The following is a 23,349-nucleotide window of genomic DNA, read 5'->3' as shown; positions in this document are numbered from 1 at the left end:
TGTAGATGTCTATGTTGCATTGTGCTGTCGAGAGTTTAGTAATTTCTCTCATTCTCCCATACCGATTACTAGACGACCCTTATTTATCAATGCACTATTTTTTTATTCTGTCAATGCGTAAGTCCTAATATCATTTTTTAGGATACATGAGAAAGGATCTCCGACAAAATCGCGGGGAACATCTCCTGTTAGCATACAATATAACGAAGCAGCAGCAGCCCAAACATCAACTTCTGGTAGAGCACGTTTATAGTCTATTAGTTGTTGACGACACATAAATGCTGGAGTACCTGCTTTTGTACCTGTTAAAGTTTGTCCACTTAAACCTGCTAAATCAAAGGCTTTTGCTAAACCATAGCCTCCTATTTTAGCGATCATTTTACCATTAACATTAGCCAGAAAAATATTACTAGGTTTTAAGTCTCGATGTACTAAACCTTTACCTTTACCTTTTGTACCATCAGCTAACAGAACATAGGGAACTTCGACATTATGTGCATAGGTTAAACCATCGAGAACTTGTAAAATAATGGGTATAGCAATATTAACAGGTAAATATCCTCCATATTCTTGCATTAATTGGTAAACATCTCCACAGTCGCAATATTCCATGGTAAAGAAAAAGATATTTTCTACAAAACCATAATCTAATAGTTGCACGACATGGGGATGTTGCAAACATTTGGTGTTTTCGATTTCGCGTAAGAACATTTTTACACCTGCTGATTGATCTACTGCTTGAGGTAACATTAATTTTAATGTTAGAAGTTTTTTGGTATAAATATGTTTGACTAAAAATACCTCTCCACAATCTCCTTGTCCTAAGGAATGAACGATGTGATAATTAGCTATAGATTGCAGATTTTTATAGGTATTTTCGTGATTTGTATTAGCTAGGTTGAATAGGTTTTGAATAATCTTAAAAAAGTTGGGTTTGTTTTTTCCTGGTTCTGGCTGATTTGCTAGTTGTCCTTGGATACTAATATCAAAAACAATATTACCAATTGCAAAGCGATCGCTGTTAGTTAAATCATATTCAGGAAAGACTATTTTTCGTGCTTTTTCTGGAGTTTGATTAGGTTGACGTTGGCCAATTTTTTCACCATTAACATAAGTACCATTTAAACTACCAAAATCGCGGATTCTAATTTTTGGTGGGTTAATATCTAATAAGCAATGATAGCGAGATATTGTCATATCAATATCATCTGCTATTTGCAAATTACAGTCTTCACTTCTACCTATAATACAGGTGCTACGACTATCAAATGTATATTTTTTTCCTGCGAGTTTACCTGTGGTAACGGTAAGAGTAATGCTACACGTCATATTTTTTTTAAAACCTTCTTTAATACTTTATATATGTGCAAGCTATTGTGATAATTGAGGATATCCAGAATTTGAGGATCTACTGGATAGATTAGCACAATTCTCAGATAGTAACTAATTTTCTGTGTTTTATATTGTAATATGCGAATATTTCCTTAATTTTATTCTTTATTGTTCATATTAATAAATATGAAATCAATATTAAATCAATTAAGTATGATTGATATTGATAATGATTTTTGATCAGGTTTGTGTTCAAGTGTAGAATATTGAAGTTGCTGATGCTGATATAGCAGAAAAAGCAATTCACTGGGATCACATCAAAGATGTAAAATTTTGATTAAATTAAACTCCTAGCCAGTTTAGAGAAATTTCATTAAGGTATTCAGCATGACAGTAGTTACCTCTTCCGCATCTTCCACAGTTCCGCATTTTTGTGAAGGTATTCAATATTTTGGGGAAGCATTGCCAGATTTTGCAACTTATGGTACAATCCCCGCCATAGAATCTGGTCAAAAAGCAGTAGCAAATCCTACCGATACAAATGCAGTATATCAAACTTTACTGGCTGCTGATGCCCTGCGCTACCTGACGCTACAAATCACTGGTAGTAAAGCTTCTGGACACCCCGGTGGTTTTGCCAGTCAAGCGGAAGCTTATGCAGCTTTGGTCATGCTTGGGCATAAAAACATTATCACTGAAGTGGGACATCACGCCCCCGGTTTTTATAGTGCCATGTTTTTAGACCGATCTTTAGAAGACATGGGCATTTCTACAGTACAACAATTGCGCGATCGCTTTCGGGAAAAACACGGATTATTAGGACACCTATCCGGCTATATTCCCGGTATTCTTGCACCTGCTGGACCTTTGGGACAAGGGCAACATTTCGCCATGGCCGCCGCACTCCTGCACCGTGACAAACTCTTCCCCTTCACCGTAGGAGATGGAGGACTAGGTGAACCCTACATCATGAGTTCAATGGCTCACTTTAATACCGCCTATCCCCAAGTAACTAACTTCCTACCCGTCTTAGTTTGGAACGGTTACAGCCAAGAACATCATAGCATGGTGTCATTAAAAACTAACGATGAAATGATCGCTTACTGGAAAGGTAACGGTTTTGCCGAAGTCGTGTTAGTAAATGCTAAAGATTTTGATGATCAAAACCAAGTGGGTGATTATGTGGATAGTACCGCTTTCTCCTTCCAAAAACGGTTAGAATTTACCAAAGCCGTATTAGTAGGCATGGATAAAGCTGCCCGTTCCGCTTTAAGTGGCACATTAACAGTATTTATTATCAAACAACTCAAAGGGGCAGGGGTTCATGCTTTAGGTGCAAAATCCCATAATTTATATCCTAAAGATACCTTAGACGCGCCTCATATTGTCACCGCCTTACAAAAACGGGCTTTATGTGCCGAGGCATGGCAAACAGTCCGTACAAATGCGGAACGGGCAGGGGGTGGACCAGCAGCGAAAACCGCAGTGACAGAATTTGAATTACCCTTAGCAGAAATTGGCGAATTACCATTAGAAGAATATGCAATTGGTGGAGAACCAAAGGTTTCAACCACCGCAATGGGAAGGTTAGTAGGAATAGTAGGAAATAAAGATAAAAACTTCCTCGTCACTAACGCCGATGGTAACGAAGCATCAGGAATTGCTAACATTAACCAGGCATTAAAAATCAACCATCCTACAACAGATGATTTATATAATCAAGCCCCAGGAGGTCAAGTTTACGAACCTTTGAGCGAAGATGCTTGTGCAGGATTAGCGGCTGGTTTATCCTTAATGGGTGCGAGAACTTTGTGGTGTTCCTATGAATCTTTTGCCATCAATGGATTACCAATTTGGCAAACTGTCACCCAAGCAATGGCAGAATTAAGACGCAAAACACCGTCAACAATTACATTATTTACAGCCGGGGCATTAGAACAAGGTCGCAACGGTTGGACTCACCAAAGACCAGAAATTGAAGCTTATTTTGCATCATTGATGAGAACAGGAAATGTATTTCCTTTATTTCCACCCGATGCTAACAGTATTCAAGGTTGTTATGACTGGGCTTTGCAAACAAAAAATAAGGGAATTGTCATCACTGCAAGTAAGTCTCCTTTACCCATTAGAACGACTTTAAAACAAACAGCAGAAGGGTTAGAAAAGGGCGCGATTTTATTACATGAAATTGCGGGAGGGAAGACTGTTGTATTTGCTGTCATTGGCGATATGACGTTAATTCCTGTGTTTGAAGCAGCCGCATTTTTAGAAACTGAAGGTATAGGAGTGAAGATTATTTCTATTATTAATCCTCGCCGTTTATATCGTCCTCATGATACAGCTTGGGATACTTGTTCTGAACCTGATAACGGTTTTTTAAGTGATGCCGATTTTGAGCAATTGTTTGGTGGAGATGCCTTAATTGGTGTTACAGGTGGTGCTGCGGCGATGTTAGAACCAATCATGTTACGCAGTAATTCTAAGCGTGATTCTTTCGCCTGGAAGCGTGGGGAAACTACGGCTAGTGCGGGTGAGTTGATGGCTTTTAATGGGTTGACTGCGGAAGCGTTGACTAAGCGGGCTATTGAGTTGGTGCATTAAGGATTTAGTATAGTTTTATATCCCTGCCTATTTTAAAATAGGTTAGGGATTTTTGAATTGAACCTATATCAACTTTTTGAAATCATCCATTTTATTGATAAATTGTGATATACATTTATCCGAAGAATTTGTTTCTAAAATACATTTCCAATATGAAGGTCTACCAGATTTAAAGAATTTTACAATATGGTCTTTATATTCATTATTTTTAATTTTATGCAAAACGGACTCACTTCGGGCAATGGTATGTTTTACAGATGCTCTAAATTGCAAATCATTAATACATATTGAATCAAGGCAATTGTTTAGATCATATTTTCTATCATGATAGTACAAACAAATATTTGGACTTATAGGAAAGTAAATTCCTTCACCTGTAGCATCCCATAAAACAGGAGAGTCAGATATAACAAACTCATCTCCTATAATGGGGTTTATAATATCTAATTGATAATTATTCAGAATATTTACCAAAGAATTAATAGAATCATAGTCTGTCAAAATTCTAGCATGAGATAGTTCTATTAGTTCTTCGTCATGCCAAAATCTTTTTGCAATATCTCTTACTGATTTAACTCTTAAGTATTGATAGACAGTATATTTAATAAGTTTATCTCTTTCTTCTGAATTAATGCTTTTTAATTCTTTCGTTTCAATGATTTTTTTGGTAATAGGAGCTATATCATAATCTAAGTTTTCAAAAACATCTATATCATAGTTTATTCTTTCAATTAATTTTGGATCATCATTCTTCCCTAGACTTATTTCATAAAAACCTTTTTTTTGACATAAATTATCGACATTATTTGGAACTACACATAATGGATCTATTTTTATCAAAGAATAAACCGTATTTTTTTTATATGCAAAATTTCTAAGTATTGATTCAGGTACATAATGATGGTTGTAACTTTGATTTGTAGTCATTTTTTAACTCTTTGAAATAAATTTATATATAGGTTACCACAATTTTAATTGTTTGTCAATATTTGGAAGTAATAATAGTTTTCATATAAAACCGAACTTGTATAATATTTCTTTATATTCATTTCCTATGATTTTAAAAGTCACTAAATTATTGACTAATAAATTTTCTTCTTTCTCTGCTTGTTTATTTGCTTCAGTTTGATAAAAAATAAGCTGTTTTCGATTTGTTAAAGACGATTCCTCTAATCTAATAAAAATACCAGTAACTATCTTATCTTCTGGTTTGACTATTGCACAAAAATATTTTCCCTGATTATCTTTTTTAGACAAATCACCTAATCTATTATCATTAAGTTTATCTTCAACTTCCCTATATATACCATTGAAAGAATCACTGTTTATCCCTTCATAATTATTTTCACTATTATCTGAGAATATTTTACCTACTTTACCTTTACGATTTATATTAGGTTGATATAAATCGTGTAATCTATCATATAGAGTTAATATTAGATCAGGGTCTTGTATTAAATCTAAAGATATTGGTATTATTTGATATTTCCATAGTAATAACTTCAGTAGATTTTTGTCTTGTGATATTTTTGTAATTTTTTCTTCCCATCGAGGAATAGCGTTAATATTTTCTTCATCGTCACAATCAATAATGTTATTTTTTTGCAATTTTTCAATATTATTTTTTAATTCTTCTAAATAATTAGTTAGATTTTCTTCAAGATGTTTTTTAAGAATCCTGATATATATATCGGTTCTTTCATCTAATTCTTTTTCAATTAACTTACTAATTTTCTTTGGAATCCATTTTCCTAATAATGTATCAATACTACATATTCCTAATATATCAGGAATAATTTTCGGAAAAAGTTTAAAAAATTTTTCGATATCAATTGGTTTTTTTGCAAAATTATCTTCTTTTTCTTTTTCCTCAAATCCTTCTTGGTCTAACATAATAGAAACTTCATTGCCTGTATTTTTTATTCGTTTTTTAGCATCTTTAGAAAGTTTGATAATAAATCTTAAATCTATTAAATGGTCTTGCTGCCATTTATGGTAAAAACTACCAAGTGAGAGAAGATTAACAACTTTCTGAGATTTTCTTTGTTTTTCTGCAAATTGTTTTTGTTGTTCTACAAGTTCTCTTTGTTTTTGTAGTCTTTGTTCTAACTCTTGTTCAGTTATCCTATAATTATTTTTTAAATGCATAAAGATATTATAAAAATCTCTTAATGAATTATTGTCATCAAAAATATGGCCTATTTCAATATTCTCGCGTATTCCACGATTACTAAGATTAGCAGAAGTAATAATACCAAAGCCTTGATAATATGCTTCACTGCTATGGTCACAATTTATTAGTGCATAAGCCTTAGCATGAAAAAGTGGTTTTGGTGATGGCGATATTGGCGTAATTGAAATATTTTTTGAAGATAGTTTTGTAATTTTTTCTAAATCAGCAATAAAGGAATCTATATCTAACAATTCTTCACAATATTCATTTATATCAATCAACAGATGAAATTCACATAAGCTATTTTCTAGAATAGCATGAATTAATTCTGCTAATTCTTTGGTTGCATCTTGTTTAAAATAACAAGTCATTGCATAAAACTTATAAGAATTATTTTTTGATAACTTTTGAGTATGCTTTTTTACAAAATCAATGAAGCTGTCATTATTACAATTAAATAAGGTTGCCATATTTATGTATATAGTATAGTTATCATATCATACTACTAAACATTGTCAGTTACAAGAGTTTTCATAAAAGTGGTAGTTTGTTTTGACACCAGAAAACCCAACATCACCCAAACCACCCAACCATCACGAATAGTTTTTTCTACCAATGGCAGAACATGACAAAAACCGCCATGATATAAAAAAGTATATTCAAGAACTCACATTATGAAAAGTATGAATATTTCCTTACCTGAAACCATGCACGATTATATATAAAAGTAGCGCAAAGAGGTTACAGCAGCCAAGCGTGAATATTTTCGGGAATTAGTGCGACAAGCCCAAAAAATCCAAAGCAAATGAACAACTACAAACCCTGCTTTTAGAAGGATTAAACTCAGGAAATGCAACAGAAATAACAGCACAAGATTGGGAAGATATTCGTCAAGCAGTGCAAGAATAGAATAAAATTGATACTAGAATTATTAAAATTTAGCACCGGGAGCAAAATTGAATCAAGAGGACATAATTTATCAACAAATTATAGCAATTGCCAGTAGTTACGGAATATTTGATTGTATACCCTGTGCTAGAGCAATCAAAGAATTTTTAATCAGACAAAATATTCAGGGTAAACATATTAAAATAAATACAAATTCTCAAGATCCAATTTATGGCAGAATTTATGATGATAGTATTGGAGAATTGATTGCCACCACAGGTCATCATGAAGGTGTTATAATAGAGATAAATAACGTAGAACTTGTTTTTGACAATATTCACCATCAAGGCATTACCCGATTAAACTGGATACAGAATCTCTATTCACCTATATTAGATGCAGGATTAGAGTTTCAAATCACAGAGACTTACTTTTAACCTAGAAATTTAGAGAGTTAAACATGGATAATCTCTACAACTTACTGCAAAAGATCAAAAAAAGACCTGCAATGTATTTAGGTAAAAATTCTATTTTTAGCCTCCAAGCATTTTTAGATGGATACTATTTTGCCCGTCGAGAAATTGGTATTCCCTTAACAGCAGAAGAAACAGAATTTCAAACTTTTTTGCAATGGATAAGACACAAATTTAATGTAGAAACAGGTCAATTATGGTCAAGTATTATTCTATTTCATTCAGCCGATGAAAAAAGCGCAGTAGATAGATTTTTTACCTTGTTTGAAGAATTTTGTCAAAATCAGAAAAATCATGAAATAGCAAAAATTGATGAATTAGTTTCATGAAAATAAAAATTATGGTGTAGGTTGGGAACAATTACAAATCCTGCTTTTAGAAGTATTAAGCTCAGGAAATGCAACAGAAATGACAGCACAAGATTGGGAAGATATTCGTCAATACACCTCTTACCATTCCCAAAAAAAACAATCTTCACAAACTCAATCTTATTCAGACTCTTCATCTAGATAAGATTGACGACTGTGACGAACATGAATAATAGCTATAACATCTTCTTCAACAACAAATAAAACTCGATATTTTCTTTGTTTTCCCACCCATAGTTGGCGAATTTCACGACCAAGTTTTGTTGATTCTGGAGCTATACTACATCGGTTAGGAAATTTTTTTAGTGACGCAATAGCATCTTCAAGTTGATAATACCAATTGTTCGCTACTTCAGCACTCAAATTATCACACATCCAACGATAGGAGTTTTCAATTTCCTGAAATGCAGTAGGTTGAATAATAACTTGATAATTCATGATCGAGGAGGAATGTTATATTTTTGTTGTAGAGTTGCCAAAACTTGATCCGCAGGAATCCCTTCACCGCGCTCAAATTCATCTAATCCTTTACGAATACCTACTATTGTTTCTAAGTAATCTATTCTTGCTAACAATTCTTGATAGGAAACTGGGGGTTTTTGTGGTGCTGTTTTGAGTGATTGCAAAAAACCAAACACATCTTCTAAAAGTTCGTTGGGTGTGTTGTCAATTTCTTGTAACAGTAATTCTTTGATAGTCATCACAGTTAATAAATCAAATTGATGTTTTTATTATAGCAATTATTTTCAGTTTTATATAGATAAGTTAATTATTCTTATTACAACTAAAGTAAGTAGGTTAGGTTAACCCAAGAAAACCCAAGATTACCCAAACCACCCAACTATCACCAATAGTTTTTTCTACCAATGACAGAACATGACAAAAACCGCCATCATATAAAAAAGTATATTCAAAAAATCACATTATGAAAAGTATGAATATTTCCTTACCTGACACCATGCGCGATTATATAGAAAAGTAGCGCAAGGAGGTTACAGCAGCGAAGCGTGAATATTTTCGGGAATTAGTGCGACAAGACCAAAAACTCCAAAGCAAACGAACAACTACAAACCCTGCTTTTGGAAGGTTTAAACTCTGGAAATGCAACAGAAATGACAGCACAAGATTGGGAAGATATTCGTCAAGCAGTCGAGCATTTTGATAGGATAAAATTAACAAACTAACTAAAGAAAATCCTCCTACTGTGGCATAATTACCGGAATAACTTGATTTTTATTACGCCGATACACAAGAAAATCACTATCAAAAGTTAACAAAAAACTATCATTATAAAGTTCAGACATCCTCTTAATTATCTCATAAGGATTTGTTATGGCTCAGTATAATATAGCTAGAGTTATTCAAATAGAGAAATTCTCATATTTGACAAATCTGGAAAATATTTGTAATATACATAGTGTGAGCCTTGGGTACTCCTTGGAGTATAAAGTTTGATGCAGCCTTCAAAACGTGAACAGCTAGGAATAGGCTTGCTCACAATTTAGAGTTCCCGACCCCAAGGTAAGAATTTTTTTAAACTGAATAACCGCTTTTTAAGTTATTAGAACGCAGATGAACGCGGATGTTTTGGCGTTTGTTGCGTACATTTGCGGGTTTTATCTGTTATAAAACTCAACAGTATAATAAATCAAATTCCCATTTCAATTTCATTGCCAGATGACTTACTCAATTACATTGACCAAAAAGTTGATAACCGTAGTGCATTAATTGAAAGTCTATTGAAACAATGGCAAAAACAAAGACAAGATGAAGCACTAGCGGCTGCTTGCGCTGTAATTGATGAATTAGAATTAGGTTGGGAAAGTGAATGGCAAAATATAGCGATTACCGAATGGGAAGCATCTGGATAGTAACATTTAACCCATCCGTAGGTACAGAAATTCAAAAAACTCGTCCAGCAGTGATAATTTCTGGGACTTTGTTTAATAACCAACGCAGTAAAGTTACAGTTTTACCTTTTACTTCCGCAAAACCTAATAACCCCCGTATTTCACCAGCAGTAGTATTAAATAGTAGTAAGTTCAGTTGACACAAAGAAAACCCAACATCACCCAAACCACCGAACCATCACGAATAGTGTTTTCTACCAATGGCAGAAAATGACAAAAACCGCCATGATATAAAAAAGCATATTCAACAAGTCACATTATGAAAAGTATGAATATTTCCTTACCTGACACCATGCGCGATTATATAGAAAAGTAGCGCAAGGAGGTTATAGCAGCGAAACGTGAATATTTTCGGAAATTAGTGCGACAAGACCAAAAACTCCAAAGCAAACGAACAACTACAAACCCTGCTTTTAGAAGGTTTGAACTCTGGAGAAGCAACAGAAATGACTGCACAAGATTGGGAAGATATTCGTCAAGCAGTGTGAGCAGTAGATTATAATAAAATCATAGCCAAATAACTCAAGTTAGGAGTTTCAACAATTAATAATGCTGCAAATAATCCAAGCAACCTGTACCAACGGAGAACTTATTTTAAGTGAAAAACTAAGTTCCGAATTAGAAGGTAAAATTATACAAATAATGATTCTTGAACCCAGCGAATCTACACAACCAATAGATTCTCAAGAATCGAAAATACAGCAATTCTTAGCGCGAGTTAATAACTACTCCTTCCCACTTCCCCCAGACTACAAATTTAATCGAGAAGAAATTTATGACAGATAATATCATAAATAATATCTTTCTTGATAGTAATCTCTGGATTTATCTCTATGCTAAAAATCCGCCAGAAAAATCTCAGCAAGTTGCAGAAATAATTAAAAATAATTATTCATCTCTGCTAGTTAGCACTCAGGTTTTAGGAGAATTATTTCATGTTTTAACTAGAAAAAAATTCACATCAAAAACAGATGCAATTACAATCATATCAGATATAGTGAATACTTTTCCAGTTCAGGCAATCAACACAACAGAAGTTATACAAGCATTAGAAATCAATGCAAAATATAACTACTCTTATTGGGATAGTTTGATTATAGCTACAGCTTTATTAAGTGAATGTTCCATCATTTACTCAGAAGATATGCAACATAATCAGCTAATAGAAAATAAAGTGACAATTATCAATCCATTTGTTTGATTTTAACGAATAGTCCGTAGGTTGGGTTAACCCAAGAAAATCACTATCAAAAGTTAACAAAAAACTATCATTATAAAGTTCAGACATCCGCACCAGACAAGCATCTGCAAAAGACATCGGAACAGATTGATAAATCTTGAGAAATTCACCAATAATTACAGCTTCATCATCCAAATTAAAAGGTACTTTAATAACTCCATTCTTCACCAAATTTATCACAGCATCTTGACCACCATAAACATTTCGTAACAAAAAACAAGCCTCAGAAATTACAGCTTCACAAGTTAATAAAGGAGGCTCAATATTATCCCATTGTGATGTTACCCAACCATGAAACTGATCACGACGATTAATGATAGCTACCAATGGACCCGTATCTAATAAAACACATCCTCTCATCATGCACCGTAACCATTGATATAATCTTTATTAGTAGATAAATCATCTGCTGCTTCCACACAACCAACATATTCTTGAGCCATAGCTAAAGCTGAAATACCTGATTTTTTCGGTTGATTAGATAATCCTTGTTTTTGCATTTTAGCTAATAAAAACTCTACAAAATCTAAGGCTTCTTGTTGTTTGTCAGGAGGTAATATTTTTACCTTATCTATAATTATTTCTTCAACAGTCATTTGATTTGTCCTTGGGGATAAATTAATCTTTAAAATTATTATACATCAGTAGGTTAGCTGGAAGCAAGAAAACCCAACATTACCAAATATCACGAATAGTTTTTTCTACCAATGGCAGAAAATGAGAAAAACTGCCATGATATAAAAAAGTATATTCAAGAAGTCACATTATGAAAGTTATACATTTAGATAATAGTGCTGTCAAAAAGTTTGGAGAATTAAAAGCAGAACTTAGAAAAATAGGACAACCAGTAGCGGATTTTGATTTATTAATTACTAGTGTTGCCATAACTAGAAACCATATTTTGGTAACTAACAACACTCGTCATTATAGCCGAATTTCCCAGCTAAAATTAGAAAACTGGATTGCACCTTAAAAAAGTTCTTGAAGGTGGGTAAACAAAAGCATAACCCACCATGAACAACTAGCCAAGAAAATGGGTACTACTTTTTATAAACATCACGACGATGTTTGCATTGAAGAAGTAAAACAATTAATTTCTCATCTTGAATTTCATAAACTAGACGATAATCTCCTATTCTCACCCGATATTCATTATCATATCCTTTCAATTTGACAACCCCATCAGGACGAGGTTCTTCCGCAAGTTGGGAAATCTTATCATATACACGCTCTTGTATATTATTAGGAAGATTATCTAATTGTTTTTGAATAGATTTAGTGATAATAATTTCGTAAGTCATAGTATCTATTTTCTCTGATTTAGATACTGTTGAAAAGTCATATATTCCCCATTCGCATATTCATCACGGACTAATTGAATTTCTCTTTTAGTCTCTTCATCTTCTCGCCAACTTTCCTCTTCAGCATCAGCAATAGCTTCATCAAGAATCTGCCAAAGTTGCTGTTTTTCTGATAAACTTAGCGATTTTAAAGAGTTAATCAGTAACTCCATCGGAATAAATAGATTTAATCCAGTTTGTGACATGGTTTTTATCATGATTTGATGATTATTCTAATTATATCAAATGATGGTGGATTAGTCTATAAAAATCCTAATATCTGTTCACATCATCTCACCCAACTCTTTGGTGCATAGTTTATAATAGAATTATACCGAAAAAATTTACTCAATTGAGGAGTTAATCATGGTAATCAAAATTCCAGAAATATCTAAAGATATTGACACCTTACCAGAAGAAGCCCAAATCTTACTCCTGGATTTTATTCAATTACTAAAAAAACGTTATCCACAACCAGAAAATCATCATCAAGAAAAAACTATCTATGAAAAATTTGATGAAATTGGCTTAATTGGTTGTTGCGCTGTGGAAGAAAATTTATCAACCACATATAAAGAAGTTTTATCTAATACATTACCCAATAAATATGATCATATTTGATACAGGATTTTGGTTAGCTCTTATTGATCAAAAAGACACCTACCACCAAAGAGCAAAACAGGCTTTAAAACAATACAATAAACCTTTAATTACAACATGGTGTGTTGTCACAGAAACCTGTTATCTTTTGCTAACTCGCAAAGGAGTTCAAACTCAAGTTACTTTTTTAAATAGTCTGGAAAAAGAATTATTTACAGTTTTTAATTTAGAATCTCACCATACTCCGCGCATTATTCAATTAATGGAAAAATATGCTAATCTGCCAATGGATTTAGCTGATGCTTCCTTAGTAATTTTAGCAGAATATTTAGAACACGGACGCATTTTTTCAGTAGTTCAGCGAGACTTTAATACCTATCGCTGGAAACAAACTTATCCTTTTGAAAATTTGCTATTTTGAGTTAATTAAAAACTGATACATAAGGAAACATTCACCTCACCTGAGAATTATCACCCGAACCATTTTAACTAATTTTAATAGGTGAGATATTTTTCCATTCTTCAGACTCATTTTTTGCACACCAAAGGTCAAACTTCTGTTGAAGATTTAACCAAAGTTCCGGCGTAGTTTGAAAAGCACTTGCTAACCGCAAAGCAATATTAGGGGTGACACTTGCACGTTCATTGACAATTTCTGAAACCGTTTTGCGAGACACACCTAAAATATTAGCCAGTTCTGTCACCGTCATATTTAAAGGTTCTAAATATTGGCGTTTAATCAAAGCACCAGGATGTCTTGGTTTTCTGTTAGTATTCATGTTAATAATCCTAATGATAATCCTCGTAATTTACGTCGTAAGCATCCCCATCTTCAAAAACAAAAGTTAAACGCCAATTACCAGAAACCGTAACTGAATATTCACCTTTTCTATTTCCTATTAATTGATGAAACTTAGAACCAGGAAAATTCATATCCTCAGCTACAGATGCAGCATCTAGTCTATCTAATAAATCTAACAGTCTTTCAGCATGATTTGGATTAACTCCACTTCTATTATCATCTTCAAACAGCTTTCTTGACCCCTTATGTTTGAAATTTTTAATCATAAGTAAAATAACAATATTTACTGTAACCCATAAGGTTACACTTGTCAATCCACAATATACGCTAAATTTGGTGATTTTGAAAACTCATTGATTAATATTTACAATACTTTACAAATAATCATTACTGTTATCATGGCACAAAGTGACAAAAAACGCTATAATATAAACAAGTATATTTAATAAGTCCATGAAAAGCATGAATATTTCCTTATAGAATGTTAACACTGAATACAGGACAATCTCCCATGTCTGTCAGGCATCAAATAGAGATACTTTATTCCAATTATCTTGATGAAACTGTTATTGAAGGAATAAAACTACTAAAAGAAGTTGATGAGGCAACTCCTCATCAAATTGGTGAATATAGATTTAATGATGTAATAGATAGCTTTACTTCCTATATTGTTAGAGATGAGTCTAGTTTAGATAGAAGAGATATACTTGAAATTATTAAAAGTTTAGAAAAACTTGCTCTTGAAAATCAAGATAAAGATATATTTAAAAACTATATAATAACATATAATCATTTTGTTCAAAAAACACAACACTTAGCTGATAATTGGAGTTTTAACGAAGAACTGCTTCAACCAGTGCGGGTGAGTTGATGGCTTTTAATGGGTTGACTGCGGAAGTGTTGACTAAGCGGGCTATTGAGTTGGTGCATTAATATCATATTCTGTAGGGTGTGTTAGCGATCGCTAATTCACCTTACAACAGGTTGAAAGCATATTCATAACAGATGTATCTACCAGTTTATCAGATATCTGTTTATTCACATATTTCATAATAGAATCCATAATTTCTTGTTGCAAAATTTCACATAATGCTTTTTGATTACCTTCCTTTATTTCTAATACTAATTCTTGAGTTTTGAAAGAGATATCTTTCATAGTATCTTCATCAGGTAAAATTACAGGAGTTTTTAAAATATATTTAGCAGAATTATTAGCAGATGGATTAATAGATTTTAAACATGACCAAAAAACCGGAGAATTACAATAAGCTAATAGAAAATATAAATCAACAGAAGATTTAGGAAAAATTCCTACTATAGATTGATCAAAAAGACTTTCCTCAATTAATGCAGATGTAGGACGTTTAGATGTCACCATAGGAAACCCAATTCCTGTTTTAAAGTAGTAGGAAGAATTTTGAAATCTTGATTTTTTATTATTTTTATAATATTCAACAGTTTCCAAACTCCAATCTACATACCATTGAGTAGGTTTAATAAAATTAAAACCACCACCTTTAAGAATAGGAAGAAAATGTTTTGTTCCTGCTATTCCCTGTAAAGGATTTTGTAATGTGGAAGGTGTAGATTCAATAGCATTAGGATCAACCAATAAATAATCGTTAGAACCTTTAACAGAACTTGATGCTTTACGCAAGAATATTTTATCATTTCCAGAATAAAACCCTGTTACACAGTCAGCAATATCAGCCATTTTAGTTACATAAGTTGAGATTTGTGTAACAACTGAATCATGACGTGATATAGGAATAGATAAAGATTCACTCTTGATAATATCTTTTTGCAGAATAGACTTATAATTGCCTTGATTTAACGATAAATGTAAATCTGCAATTTTATCAATAAATCTGATAGCAAAAGAGTGATTAGATTGTGGTTTTTGAGAATATATAGAAATAATACAAAGACCAGCATAACCAAAGGAAATACCAGGAAATAAAGATGAACGAAAAACATCTATACTTTCAATAGTAAATTCTTCTAAAAGATAACGCCTAATATTAATATGACTGTGAAGATATAAAAAAGTGTCAGGAATAATAAATACAAGTTGTCCTTTTTCTGCAAGCAATTTGAGACAACGTAGTAAAAAAATAGTATAAGTTTCTCGAATATAAAATCCTGGATATTTTCTTTTTAATTTTGTACGACGCTCATATTCTTGCCAACCTCCATAGGGAGGATTACCTAAAATTTTGGTAAATTTATGACCAAAAGATTCACATAGGTCTAAATCTGGGCAAAAAATTGTGTCACGCTCTCTTATCTCTACATTTTTAAATTGGCTAAACTTTAATCTGAGTTTTTTTGCGTATTCAGGGTGTAATTCATAAGCAACAGATGATATATTTTTATTAGTTTGAAGTGCTGCTTCTAAAAGATGTCCTTCTCCAGCAGATGGTTCAAGTAGTTTATCATGATTCTCTAGTTTCAAAAGTGAAACCATATAAGAAGATAAAGATTGATCTGATGTCAAATAAATTTGGTATTGATCTCTATATTTTGTTTCCATTACCATTGTAAATATCCCATTAAATTAGATTTCTGAAGATCACTTACTGTTGTAGTTAATAAATCATTTTGCCAATCAATATTTGAATTTATCCAGTTTTGGATGTCGAAATGTGTAAAATCACCGATTTTTTCATAATCTTCATCACCACAATACGCATTCCAAACATGAGAATTTTTTAAAGTTCTAAAGTAATTGTTATTCAAATCTTCTTTAGCACGAACAAGCAGAATATTATTATATTCATCTTCTAAGTTACAATAAATAGTTGCTACCATAAGGAGTCGGTTAGTATTTCCTTTCTCATTTGATCTAAATCCACTTTTAAAATCTATATTGAATCTTTTACCTCTAATAATAGCAAGGGATTACTAGAGCGATAGGGAAGCGTTGCTGCAAGCAGTTCGCGCCTGAAAACCCTACCCTGTATCTGTTTACGTTATCTCACTCAACCATTACTAGGGATTAGTAGAGCGATCCGCAGTTGAAAAACTCTGTATCTGTTCACATTATCTCACCCAACATCCCCAAAACAGAGAACTGCTTGCAGCAGCGGTTACGCTATAGAAAATTGCTGATCTATACTTAAAAAAGTGATAATTGTTCAGCTATCTCTTTACCTTTCGATCTGTTTCCTTGAATTAAGTTAAAGAGATAACTACCAAGTTCTTTCGCAAGTAACACGGGAACTGCATTACCAATTTGTTTATATTTAGAACTTACAGAACCATAAAAAATCCAATCATCAGGAAATGTTTGAATTTTTGCAGACTCCCGCACAGTTAAACAACGTAATTCTACAGGATGACACATATCTGTAGCTTTTTGGTGGGGACTTGTGGTTATTGTTGGTGAAGGTTTATCCCAGGATAATCTTCTATAAAAACCAACTTTTCCACCTCCAGAATTGTAAGCACCTCCCATCGCTTCTTTCTTTAATTCTTCTGGTAAATGTTGCCAATTTTGTCCAGCTTTTAATAATTTTAAATACTTTAAACGATTTTCTGAATAAGACATATATTCTGGTTCTGGATCAACTAAACCATTGAGAGCATCTTTTAATGTTCTCCATTTAGGTAAAGTCTGACCATTTTTACAATATTTGGGAATAGGAAATGTTGCAATTTCTCCATCTCTTGAACCAATGAATATTACACGCTCTCTATTTTGAGGAACTCCATAATCTGCTGCTTCTAAAAGGTTGTAAACTACGTTATATCCTATTGCTTGCATTTCTGATAATACCACTTTCAAAGCAGCACCAGGCATTTCATCAGGTTCTAAAGGTGGGTAATTTTTTCCTCTGTGATTAATTGGTCTGTGACGCAGGGGAGCAGACAGTAAACCTTTCACATTTTCCATTAAGAAAAAACGGGGTTGCACTTCTTTAACAATGCGAATAAAGTCCATAAATAAACTACCGCGAGGATCCATCACCGAACCCCTTTTTCCTGCGGTACTAAATGGTTGACATGGTGGACCACCTGTGACTAAATCAACTTCTTGTGGTTTTAAAGCACGTCCTAAATTTAAAACTCTTCCTCCTTCTTCTAGTAATTGTTGAGAAGTAACATTTTGTATTTCTCTAGCAATTGCACTTTCTTGGAGAAATGGACGATTTAGATCTATGGTTTTAACAGCATCACGGTCTTTTTCTACTACGGTTACAGTGTGAAAATCTGCTTGTTCTAATCCTAAATCTAAACCATAAGCACCTGTAAATAATGATATAGAAATAGCTTTACCATCTATCACGGTTGTTGCCCCCAAGGAATTGCTAAGATAAGTAATTAGATAATGAGCAATATAAAACACCTGCTCGTATATGATTAACTAGATCAAGTGTATCACTATATTTAATTTATGTCTAACTATAGGAATTTTCCTGTATTTTTTTATAACTATTTATTAATATGTATTAAAAATTAATTATTTCCTAACGTTTAAAGTTTTGAATAGATATTGATTCAATTTTCATAAGTTTTTTGAGTATGTATAATCTACTATTATATCAAAAATATGTTGGTATATCAAAAAGCGATCGCATATCCTCCACATCCCCCAACAGCGATCCCACTTCCCACACCTCCCCAAACGGCGATACCTACGGTAAGCTAACCCTAACGCACCTCTTCCACATCACCACAACAGCGAACTGGTTGCAGCAGAGCTTCGCTATCGCACTCCACACATCCCCAAGAAGCGATCAGTAAACTACCAATAACGCTGGTGAAGTGGAAAATTATGGTATAATTATGATGTCAACTTATTTAATCTCTTGTAATTTATAAATTTGCGTTATAGTTTTGAGTGGAATCCAGACAGAGAAAAACAAAATATTCGTAAACATCAAATCAATTTTCGTTTAGCATCAACTGTTTTTCGTGATCAATATCAATTAAGTTTATATGATGAAGAAAATAATGACTATGAAGACAGATGGATTACTATAGGTTTAGATGAAATGGGTATTTTAAGGGTTGTGATTCATACTTTTGAACAAACAGATGAAGGTTCATGTTTGATTCGGATTATTTCAGCACGGAAAGCAACTTTTAATGAACAGCAATATTATCAAGGAAGAAAACTATGAAAGCAGAATATGATTTTTCACAAGCTGAACAAGGTAAGTTTTATCATCCTAATGCAACGTTTAATTATCCGATTTATCTTGAACCAGATGTTGATAATTTTTTCAAAAAAATCGCTCAAGAGAAAAATATTGATGTACAAATTTTAGTCAATGAATGGTTGAGAAATAATATTAAATTAATTGAAAGTATTCAATAATAGTAATCGCACTCCCGCCACATCCCGGAAGAGCGATACTTACGGTAAGCTAACGCTAATGCACCTCTTCCACATCACCACAACATCGATCACCTGTTGTTATCCCACATTCCGCACCCTGGGGTGTCACATGGTATTATCACTTAATTTTATCTTGATTTTTGGATATAAATTATGCCTTGCTGGCATCCTACATCCGTTAATTTTCTGAGAATTAGTATACAATACAACTTCATGTTATCATAAAAAACGGTAAAAACCGATTGTGACAGTTGAGGGTGCGGAAGATAGGTTACTATGTCTATAATTTGGTTTTTTACTTTAATTGATTAGGCTCTAAGGCGATCGCGCTCCCAATACCCTCATCGCACTTTCCAAACCTGCAAACAGCGAAACCCCAATAGCGATCGCACCTTCACAAACCCCTAAACGCGATCGCACCCTCCACAACCCCAACAGCGATCGCACTTCCAAATCTCCAAAAGCGATTGCTCTCCCAAATTATACCTAAACGGCGATCGCGCTTTGATATTTGTGGTGAATTTGGTTTTGTAAAATAAGTTAAAAATACTTCAAATCCTCTCGATGATTACTCTTGCAACAGATGATGCTTGTTCAGGATATAGTTGCGCTAGGTATTCACACATATTATAGGCAGCATCCATGTAGTAGGCACAGGGAATTAATATTTTTTTGAAATTAGAGCGATCACCTGTATAAACAAAATGTGAAGCAATTTGTGGAATTTGTCTGTTACGCTCTGTAAGAATAGCCTTTGTTGTACTCACAGCCTGTTCACCCAATCCTGCTAATATTTGTACATAGGCAACGATATTGTGAGATTCCATTCGCTGTTTTTCATTGTCTATTTTTTCTTTACATTTCAGAATAGCATTGAGGGTAGTAACTTGTTCTTGTTTTTGGTATTGCTCGCAAGTGATTACCCACAATGCTCTAACTTGTTCCCAGGCATCATCCATTTCATCTATAATCTTGAATGCCGTTGGAATACTACCTATTTCTACGAATGCGGTTACTATTGTTAATAGATTAACATCTCGTTGTTTTCCACTTTCTCTGGCAAATTTCAGAAGATTATTCAATTTTTCTTGTGAAGCTTCATAGTTAATAACAGATTCTAATACAGCTTCTGTGCATATAATATTTATCCGTCTACCTTCTATAAAACGGTTTCCTTCAGACATAGATAGCGGCATTTGTGAATCATTAAAAAGAGTTTTTTGGGCTTCTTCTCTCTGTCCAGATTCTGCCTGTAACTTGGCTATTTTTTCTATAACTTCAGATTTAGTCCAAGGAAATTCAATTTTATCAGCAGTTTGACATGCAGAGGAAAAATATTTTATCCTGGCTTGTGCTAGAGCTATAAATTTAAAGCTGTATACACGTTCTTTTTGCCTTTCAATCTTTTGTGCAATTTGAATAGCGTGATCAAAAATTTCTCTTGCATCCTCATCTTTTTCCACCTTAGCCAAAACTTCTGCCACTCTTGCCAAAATATTTACTTGTTGCCATAGTATATTAATACTTTTGGCAAGATTATGAGCTATCATAACTATATTTGAGTCTATCTGATCCAATCGTTTATTGATTTGTAATTCTGCTATATTTACTAATTCAGATGCTTGTAGAAATGCTAGTTCATATTGTTGATATCCCTGTGCCAGATGAATAGCAGTAGCAAAGGTTGTCCGTGCTGTTGTTTGGCTTGATTTTGCTTGTCCCTTTGCTATTAAACCCTGAATTGTTGCTAGTCTATCTGGATTATTAATCCTAGCTGCATACTCCAGAGCTTTATCATATTGTTCTTTATCTGAGTACAACCCTGCAATTTCAAATAAAATCTCATTTTTATCTGAATTTGAAACTTGAGAAGTATTTAATCTATCTTTGAGTTGATTTAATCTTTCCTCTTGATTAGCTTCACTATGAATTTCTGTATCAACGCCCCTGAAGGGAATTTCTCCTCCTGCTTTAATAATCGCTATCTTCCTCTCTAAATCTTCTAGTTCAGGATTTAGTTGTGATGAATTAGTTATTGTTTTTGCTGAATCATACACTTCAGTAAAAATTGCTAACATTGCCTCTTTATTTCCAAGTTCCCCTTGTTTTTCTCCTATCATAATCATTACATAAAACCAATTATGACTGGGAAAATGCTTTCGTATCATTTCCAGTGCTTTATCAAAAGTTGCAAATGCTGTTATATCTCTTTTTTCCGCCTGTGGCGATCATTTAGTTTCTGTCCTAAAACTTCACAGACACTATCACTTATTTCAAAATCATGAGCGAGAAAGTATGCTGTAAAATCACATTGCCAATCAGCATCACCCTGTATTTCAAGAGATGGTAACTCTTTTTGCTGCAATCGATCTAATGTCGCTCGTGCGTCTGCCAGTTTACCTGTATCTTTCAATTCCCAGACTAGCAATAGATACCACAACACACATCGCTCAATTTCATACAAATCTGCTATTTCTAAGGCACGTTTTAAGCTACCTTTCCGCATGGCATCCAAAGGTGAATCTTCCGAAATTGTCTCTATCAACTGCTGTGCATGAATTAAAAGAAACTCTGCCATTTCACCTGCTTTATCTTCTTCAGCAGCACCTAGCAAAGCAATCTGAATTGTTTTTAAAGGTAAATCAGGTTGATCGGGTAAATTTTTCTGTTGGCAAGATGCAAAAGTTTTATTTCTGGCGATTGCATACAAATCTTCCCACAGTTTCTGATCTCGCAAGTGTTCCGCATAATGTCGCAAAACATAACGACTCTGGTTTTCCTGCCAGCGTCCACAATATTGAATTAAATTGGCTTTAACTAAGGATATCTGATGCCTCAGCACACCTTGAAATTCCTGTGCTAACAATGGATGAGAGAAGCTGTAGACACCGATTTGAATACTAAACCAGCGTGTTACCTGCCAAGGTAAAGCAACCAAATCCCATTCATTTAGATTGGTTAATGCTAGAATATCATCTTGGGAAAACGCCCCCAGCCCCACGGACAGCAAAGCAAATAATTCCTGTACTTCCTTATGTCCGCCAATCTCTTCTACCTGTGCTAACTGCTTAAATTGTTTCTGCACATAATCTTTAAATCCTTTTGGACTATGTTGTAGAATTGTTTGCACATCCTGACCTAGCTGCTCTGCTTGAATAAGTTCTTGGAAGAGAAAATGCAAATAAAGTGGAAAGCCTTGGGTAATCTCATCAAGTTTATTAACAAATTGAATATCATCAGCAAATATTTTTAACTCACCGTCACCAGATTTTTTTAACCAATCTGCGATCGCTTCTTTAGGCAATCGGTTAATAGGAATAACTTCTCCATTATCTATCCAACCACGTAGATATTCAGGCTCTTCTCCCTCTTCTGCTCTTGCTGAGACAATCACAAATACATTTTCAGGTAGAGGAGTTGGAAACGGTGGTTCAAAGGGATTTGCAGCTTCATCTAAACTATCTAGAACAATAACTAATGGTTTATCTTTTCGTGCGCCATGTTCTCGTAAGAGATAATAAAGCGTTTCTCTTAATTGTTGTTCATCATTGGGTAGTTGTTGATAGATAAGTTCATCATAGTAAGTATAAAGTTGTTGCAACAAATGACGATAAGCGTTTTTTACAGATCGAGTAATATCATATCGTTGACTGAAAAAATGGTAAGCAATAAATTTATTTCCCTGTGATTGAATCCAATTTGCTAATAGTGATGTTTTACCAAAACCTGCACCACCTATGACCAGTCTTATCCCATTGGAATTTTTACTTAAAAAGTTGTCAAGTACGTTAATTTCTTCAGAACGTCCGACGAATAATTTAATATGATCATTGATAATTTGTTGAACTTTATCAGCCACTTCTCTTTCAGGGGTTGTTCTAGTTTCACCAAAATTTGCTTCTAAAATACTTTCAATTTTACGTACTTTATCAATTTGCAAATTAGAAATTTCTTGGAGAAGATTCCGATAATCTATAATATCTTGATTTTTATCGAAGTTAAACTTACCTTGAATAATTTTTTCATGTCCACTACCTGTATAACTTCCTTGTTTTTCTCTTAAAATGTAGATAATTAACCTATCATACTTTTTATACAATAGGACTTACGCAACTGGCACAAGCGATGGTGCGGCGTAGCCGCACCGAGCGCCTAAAGACTAAACCATTGACATAGCAATATCTGGACGTTTTAGTTGTCCTATTAAATAATTAGAAAGCAAATTATGCTTAATTTGATAAATAGTTTGACCTGTGTTGTAAGCTAAGTTTTTTAGTC

Annotated in this window: 29 protein-coding genes and 1 pseudogene; 13 read left to right on the top strand and 17 right to left on the bottom strand. The window is 33.5% G+C overall.

Features of this window, described 5'->3' with window-relative positions; translation table 11 throughout:
• Positions 1–102: 102 nt before the first annotated feature.
• Positions 103–1,329 carry a protein kinase domain-containing protein gene (locus H6F32_RS18265; RefSeq protein WP_190370715.1) on the bottom strand — a complete coding sequence of 409 codons (1,227 nt, stop codon included), beginning with the start codon at positions 1,327–1,329 and terminating at the stop codon, positions 103–105.
• A gap of 390 nt (positions 1,330–1,719) precedes the next feature.
• Here H6F32_RS18265 and H6F32_RS18260 point away from each other — a divergent pair, with 390 nt between their 5' ends.
• On the top strand, positions 1,720–3,933 hold the full coding sequence (locus H6F32_RS18260; RefSeq protein WP_190370714.1) for a phosphoketolase: 2,214 nt from the start codon (positions 1,720–1,722) through the stop codon (positions 3,931–3,933).
• Positions 3,934–3,996: 63 nt separating this feature from the next.
• On the opposite strand, the gene H6F32_RS18255 is transcribed toward H6F32_RS18260, so the two are convergent.
• Together H6F32_RS18255 and H6F32_RS18250 are read right to left on the bottom strand one after the other, a co-directional pair.
• On the bottom strand, positions 3,997–4,860 hold the full coding sequence (locus tag H6F32_RS18255; protein WP_190370713.1) for a DUF4238 domain-containing protein: 864 nt from the start codon (positions 4,858–4,860) through the stop codon (positions 3,997–3,999).
• An 81-nt stretch (positions 4,861–4,941) separates the two neighbouring features.
• A complete protein-coding gene (locus H6F32_RS18250; protein ID WP_190370712.1) occupies positions 4,942–6,576 on the bottom strand; it encodes a hypothetical protein in 1,635 nt (544 codons plus the stop codon).
• 486 nt (positions 6,577–7,062) lie between these two features.
• Here H6F32_RS18250 and H6F32_RS18245 point away from each other — a divergent pair, with 486 nt between their 5' ends.
• Both H6F32_RS18245 and H6F32_RS18240 read left to right on the top strand, forming a co-directional pair.
• A complete protein-coding gene (locus H6F32_RS18245; RefSeq protein ID WP_190370711.1) occupies positions 7,063–7,431 on the top strand; it encodes a papain fold toxin domain-containing protein in 369 nt (122 codons plus the stop codon).
• A 23-nt stretch (positions 7,432–7,454) separates the two neighbouring features.
• Positions 7,455–7,796: a hypothetical protein gene (locus tag H6F32_RS18240; protein ID WP_168358557.1), complete on the top strand. Its 342-nt coding sequence runs from the start codon at positions 7,455–7,457 to the stop codon at positions 7,794–7,796.
• 159 nt (positions 7,797–7,955) lie between these two features.
• Here the strand turns inward: H6F32_RS18240 and H6F32_RS18235 are convergent, their stop codons facing one another.
• Positions 7,956–8,273 carry a type II toxin-antitoxin system RelE/ParE family toxin gene (locus tag H6F32_RS18235; protein ID WP_190370710.1) on the bottom strand — a complete coding sequence of 106 codons (318 nt, stop codon included), beginning with the start codon at positions 8,271–8,273 and terminating at the stop codon, positions 7,956–7,958.
• Complete coding sequence (locus tag H6F32_RS18230) at positions 8,270–8,536, bottom strand: hypothetical protein (protein WP_028089082.1); 267 nt, start codon at positions 8,534–8,536, stop codon at positions 8,270–8,272. Before H6F32_RS18230 ends, H6F32_RS18235 begins: the two co-directional genes overlap by 4 nt.
• A gap of 969 nt (positions 8,537–9,505) precedes the next feature.
• On the opposite strand from H6F32_RS18230, the gene H6F32_RS18225 reads away from it, so the two are divergent.
• The 4 genes from H6F32_RS18225 to H6F32_RS18210 all read left to right on the top strand — a co-directional run bounded on the left by H6F32_RS18225 (position 9,506) and on the right by H6F32_RS18210 (position 10,946).
• The gene (locus tag H6F32_RS18225; protein WP_242031179.1) at positions 9,506–9,706 is read left to right on the top strand and encodes a hypothetical protein; all 201 of its coding nucleotides are present in this window, start codon (positions 9,506–9,508) and stop codon (positions 9,704–9,706) included.
• Positions 9,688–9,885 carry a type II toxin-antitoxin system PemK/MazF family toxin gene (locus H6F32_RS18220; protein WP_242031178.1) on the top strand — a complete coding sequence of 66 codons (198 nt, stop codon included), beginning with the start codon at positions 9,688–9,690 and terminating at the stop codon, positions 9,883–9,885. Before H6F32_RS18225 ends, H6F32_RS18220 begins: the two co-directional genes overlap by 19 nt.
• A gap of 409 nt (positions 9,886–10,294) precedes the next feature.
• Positions 10,295–10,531, top strand: coding sequence for a hypothetical protein (locus H6F32_RS18215; RefSeq protein WP_190370709.1), 237 nt, complete (start codon positions 10,295–10,297; stop codon positions 10,529–10,531).
• A complete protein-coding gene (locus H6F32_RS18210) occupies positions 10,521–10,946 on the top strand; it encodes a PIN domain-containing protein (RefSeq protein ID WP_190370708.1) in 426 nt (141 codons plus the stop codon). The genes H6F32_RS18215 and H6F32_RS18210 overlap by 11 nt, the downstream gene beginning before the upstream one ends.
• Here H6F32_RS18210 and H6F32_RS18205 read toward each other — a convergent pair.
• Entirely contained in the window at positions 10,905–11,348 is a 444-nt protein-coding gene (locus H6F32_RS18205; RefSeq protein ID WP_242031177.1) for a type II toxin-antitoxin system VapC family toxin, read from the bottom strand. The two genes, H6F32_RS18210 and H6F32_RS18205, sit on opposite strands and share 42 nt — an antisense overlap.
• Positions 11,345–11,581, bottom strand: coding sequence for a DUF2281 domain-containing protein (locus H6F32_RS18200; RefSeq protein ID WP_190370707.1), 237 nt, complete (start codon positions 11,579–11,581; stop codon positions 11,345–11,347). The genes H6F32_RS18205 and H6F32_RS18200 overlap by 4 nt, the downstream gene beginning before the upstream one ends.
• 170 nt (positions 11,582–11,751) lie before the next feature.
• Between H6F32_RS18200 and H6F32_RS18195 the strand changes: the two are divergent.
• Positions 11,752–11,958 (top strand): annotated as a pseudogene (locus H6F32_RS18195) (PIN domain nuclease); the annotation flags it as partial.
• 67 nt (positions 11,959–12,025) lie between these two features.
• Here H6F32_RS18195 and H6F32_RS18190 read toward each other — a convergent pair.
• Both H6F32_RS18190 and H6F32_RS18185 read right to left on the bottom strand, forming a co-directional pair.
• Positions 12,026–12,286: a type II toxin-antitoxin system RelE/ParE family toxin gene (locus H6F32_RS18190; protein ID WP_190370706.1), complete on the bottom strand. Its 261-nt coding sequence runs from the start codon at positions 12,284–12,286 to the stop codon at positions 12,026–12,028.
• A gap of 5 nt (positions 12,287–12,291) precedes the next feature.
• Positions 12,292–12,531, bottom strand: coding sequence for a hypothetical protein (locus H6F32_RS18185; protein ID WP_190370705.1), 240 nt, complete (start codon positions 12,529–12,531; stop codon positions 12,292–12,294).
• A 160-nt stretch (positions 12,532–12,691) separates the two neighbouring features.
• On the opposite strand from H6F32_RS18185, the gene H6F32_RS18180 reads away from it, so the two are divergent.
• Complete coding sequence (locus H6F32_RS18180; RefSeq protein ID WP_190370704.1) at positions 12,692–12,946, top strand: DUF2281 domain-containing protein; 255 nt, start codon at positions 12,692–12,694, stop codon at positions 12,944–12,946.
• On the top strand, positions 12,933–13,346 hold the full coding sequence (locus tag H6F32_RS18175; protein ID WP_190370703.1) for a type II toxin-antitoxin system VapC family toxin: 414 nt from the start codon (positions 12,933–12,935) through the stop codon (positions 13,344–13,346). The genes H6F32_RS18180 and H6F32_RS18175 overlap by 14 nt, the downstream gene beginning before the upstream one ends.
• Positions 13,347–13,410: 64 nt before the next feature.
• Here H6F32_RS18175 and H6F32_RS18170 read toward each other — a convergent pair whose 3' ends face one another.
• Both H6F32_RS18170 and H6F32_RS18165 read right to left on the bottom strand, forming a co-directional pair.
• Positions 13,411–13,704: a HigA family addiction module antitoxin gene (locus tag H6F32_RS18170; protein WP_190370702.1), complete on the bottom strand. Its 294-nt coding sequence runs from the start codon at positions 13,702–13,704 to the stop codon at positions 13,411–13,413.
• A 10-nt stretch (positions 13,705–13,714) separates the two neighbouring features.
• Positions 13,715–13,993 carry a type II toxin-antitoxin system RelE/ParE family toxin gene (locus H6F32_RS18165; RefSeq protein ID WP_190370701.1) on the bottom strand — a complete coding sequence of 93 codons (279 nt, stop codon included), beginning with the start codon at positions 13,991–13,993 and terminating at the stop codon, positions 13,715–13,717.
• A 215-nt stretch (positions 13,994–14,208) separates the two neighbouring features.
• Here H6F32_RS18165 and H6F32_RS18160 point away from each other — a divergent pair, with 215 nt between their 5' ends.
• Positions 14,209–14,598 (top strand): hypothetical protein, encoded by a 390-nt coding sequence (locus H6F32_RS18160; RefSeq protein WP_242031176.1) that lies wholly within the window; start codon positions 14,209–14,211, stop codon positions 14,596–14,598.
• A 93-nt stretch (positions 14,599–14,691) separates the two neighbouring features.
• Here H6F32_RS18160 and H6F32_RS18155 read toward each other — a convergent pair whose 3' ends face one another.
• From H6F32_RS18155 to H6F32_RS18145, 3 genes are all read right to left on the bottom strand, one after another.
• Complete coding sequence (locus H6F32_RS18155) at positions 14,692–16,266, bottom strand: Eco57I restriction-modification methylase domain-containing protein (RefSeq protein ID WP_190370700.1); 1,575 nt, start codon at positions 16,264–16,266, stop codon at positions 14,692–14,694.
• Positions 16,260–16,538: a hypothetical protein gene (locus H6F32_RS18150; protein WP_190370699.1), complete on the bottom strand. Its 279-nt coding sequence runs from the start codon at positions 16,536–16,538 to the stop codon at positions 16,260–16,262. The genes H6F32_RS18155 and H6F32_RS18150 overlap by 7 nt, the downstream gene beginning before the upstream one ends.
• Positions 16,539–16,845: 307 nt before the next feature.
• Positions 16,846–18,015, bottom strand: coding sequence for a DNA cytosine methyltransferase (locus H6F32_RS18145; protein ID WP_190370716.1), 1,170 nt, complete (start codon positions 18,013–18,015; stop codon positions 16,846–16,848).
• Positions 18,016–18,553: 538 nt separating this feature from the next.
• On the opposite strand from H6F32_RS18145, the gene H6F32_RS18140 reads away from it, so the two are divergent.
• Together H6F32_RS18140 and H6F32_RS18135 are read left to right on the top strand one after the other, a co-directional pair.
• Positions 18,554–18,853: a BrnT family toxin gene (locus H6F32_RS18140; RefSeq protein WP_190370698.1), complete on the top strand. Its 300-nt coding sequence runs from the start codon at positions 18,554–18,556 to the stop codon at positions 18,851–18,853.
• Entirely contained in the window at positions 18,850–19,050 is a 201-nt protein-coding gene (locus H6F32_RS18135) for a hypothetical protein (RefSeq protein ID WP_190370697.1), read from the top strand. Before H6F32_RS18140 ends, H6F32_RS18135 begins: the two co-directional genes overlap by 4 nt.
• Before the next feature lie 336 nt (positions 19,051–19,386).
• Here the strand turns inward: H6F32_RS18135 and H6F32_RS20990 are convergent, their stop codons facing one another.
• The 3 genes from H6F32_RS20990 to H6F32_RS18125 form a co-directional block, all read right to left on the bottom strand.
• Positions 19,387–19,518, bottom strand: coding sequence for a hypothetical protein (locus H6F32_RS20990; protein ID WP_277875079.1), 132 nt, complete (start codon positions 19,516–19,518; stop codon positions 19,387–19,389).
• A gap of 104 nt (positions 19,519–19,622) precedes the next feature.
• Positions 19,623–21,191, bottom strand: a complete 1,569-nt coding sequence (locus H6F32_RS18130) for a hypothetical protein (RefSeq protein WP_190370696.1) — start codon at positions 21,189–21,191, stop codon at positions 19,623–19,625.
• Positions 21,192–21,271: 80 nt separating this feature from the next.
• Complete coding sequence (locus H6F32_RS18125) at positions 21,272–23,170, bottom strand: AAA family ATPase (RefSeq protein WP_190370695.1); 1,899 nt, start codon at positions 23,168–23,170, stop codon at positions 21,272–21,274.
• Positions 23,171–23,349: the final 179 nt, after the last annotated feature.

The organism is Anabaena sp. FACHB-1237, assembly GCF_014696225.1.
Lineage (GTDB): Bacteria > Cyanobacteriota > Cyanobacteriia > Cyanobacteriales > Nostocaceae > FACHB-1237.
Note: the sequence above shows the minus strand (reverse complement) of the source record. Positions and strands in the feature narration are given on the sequence as shown.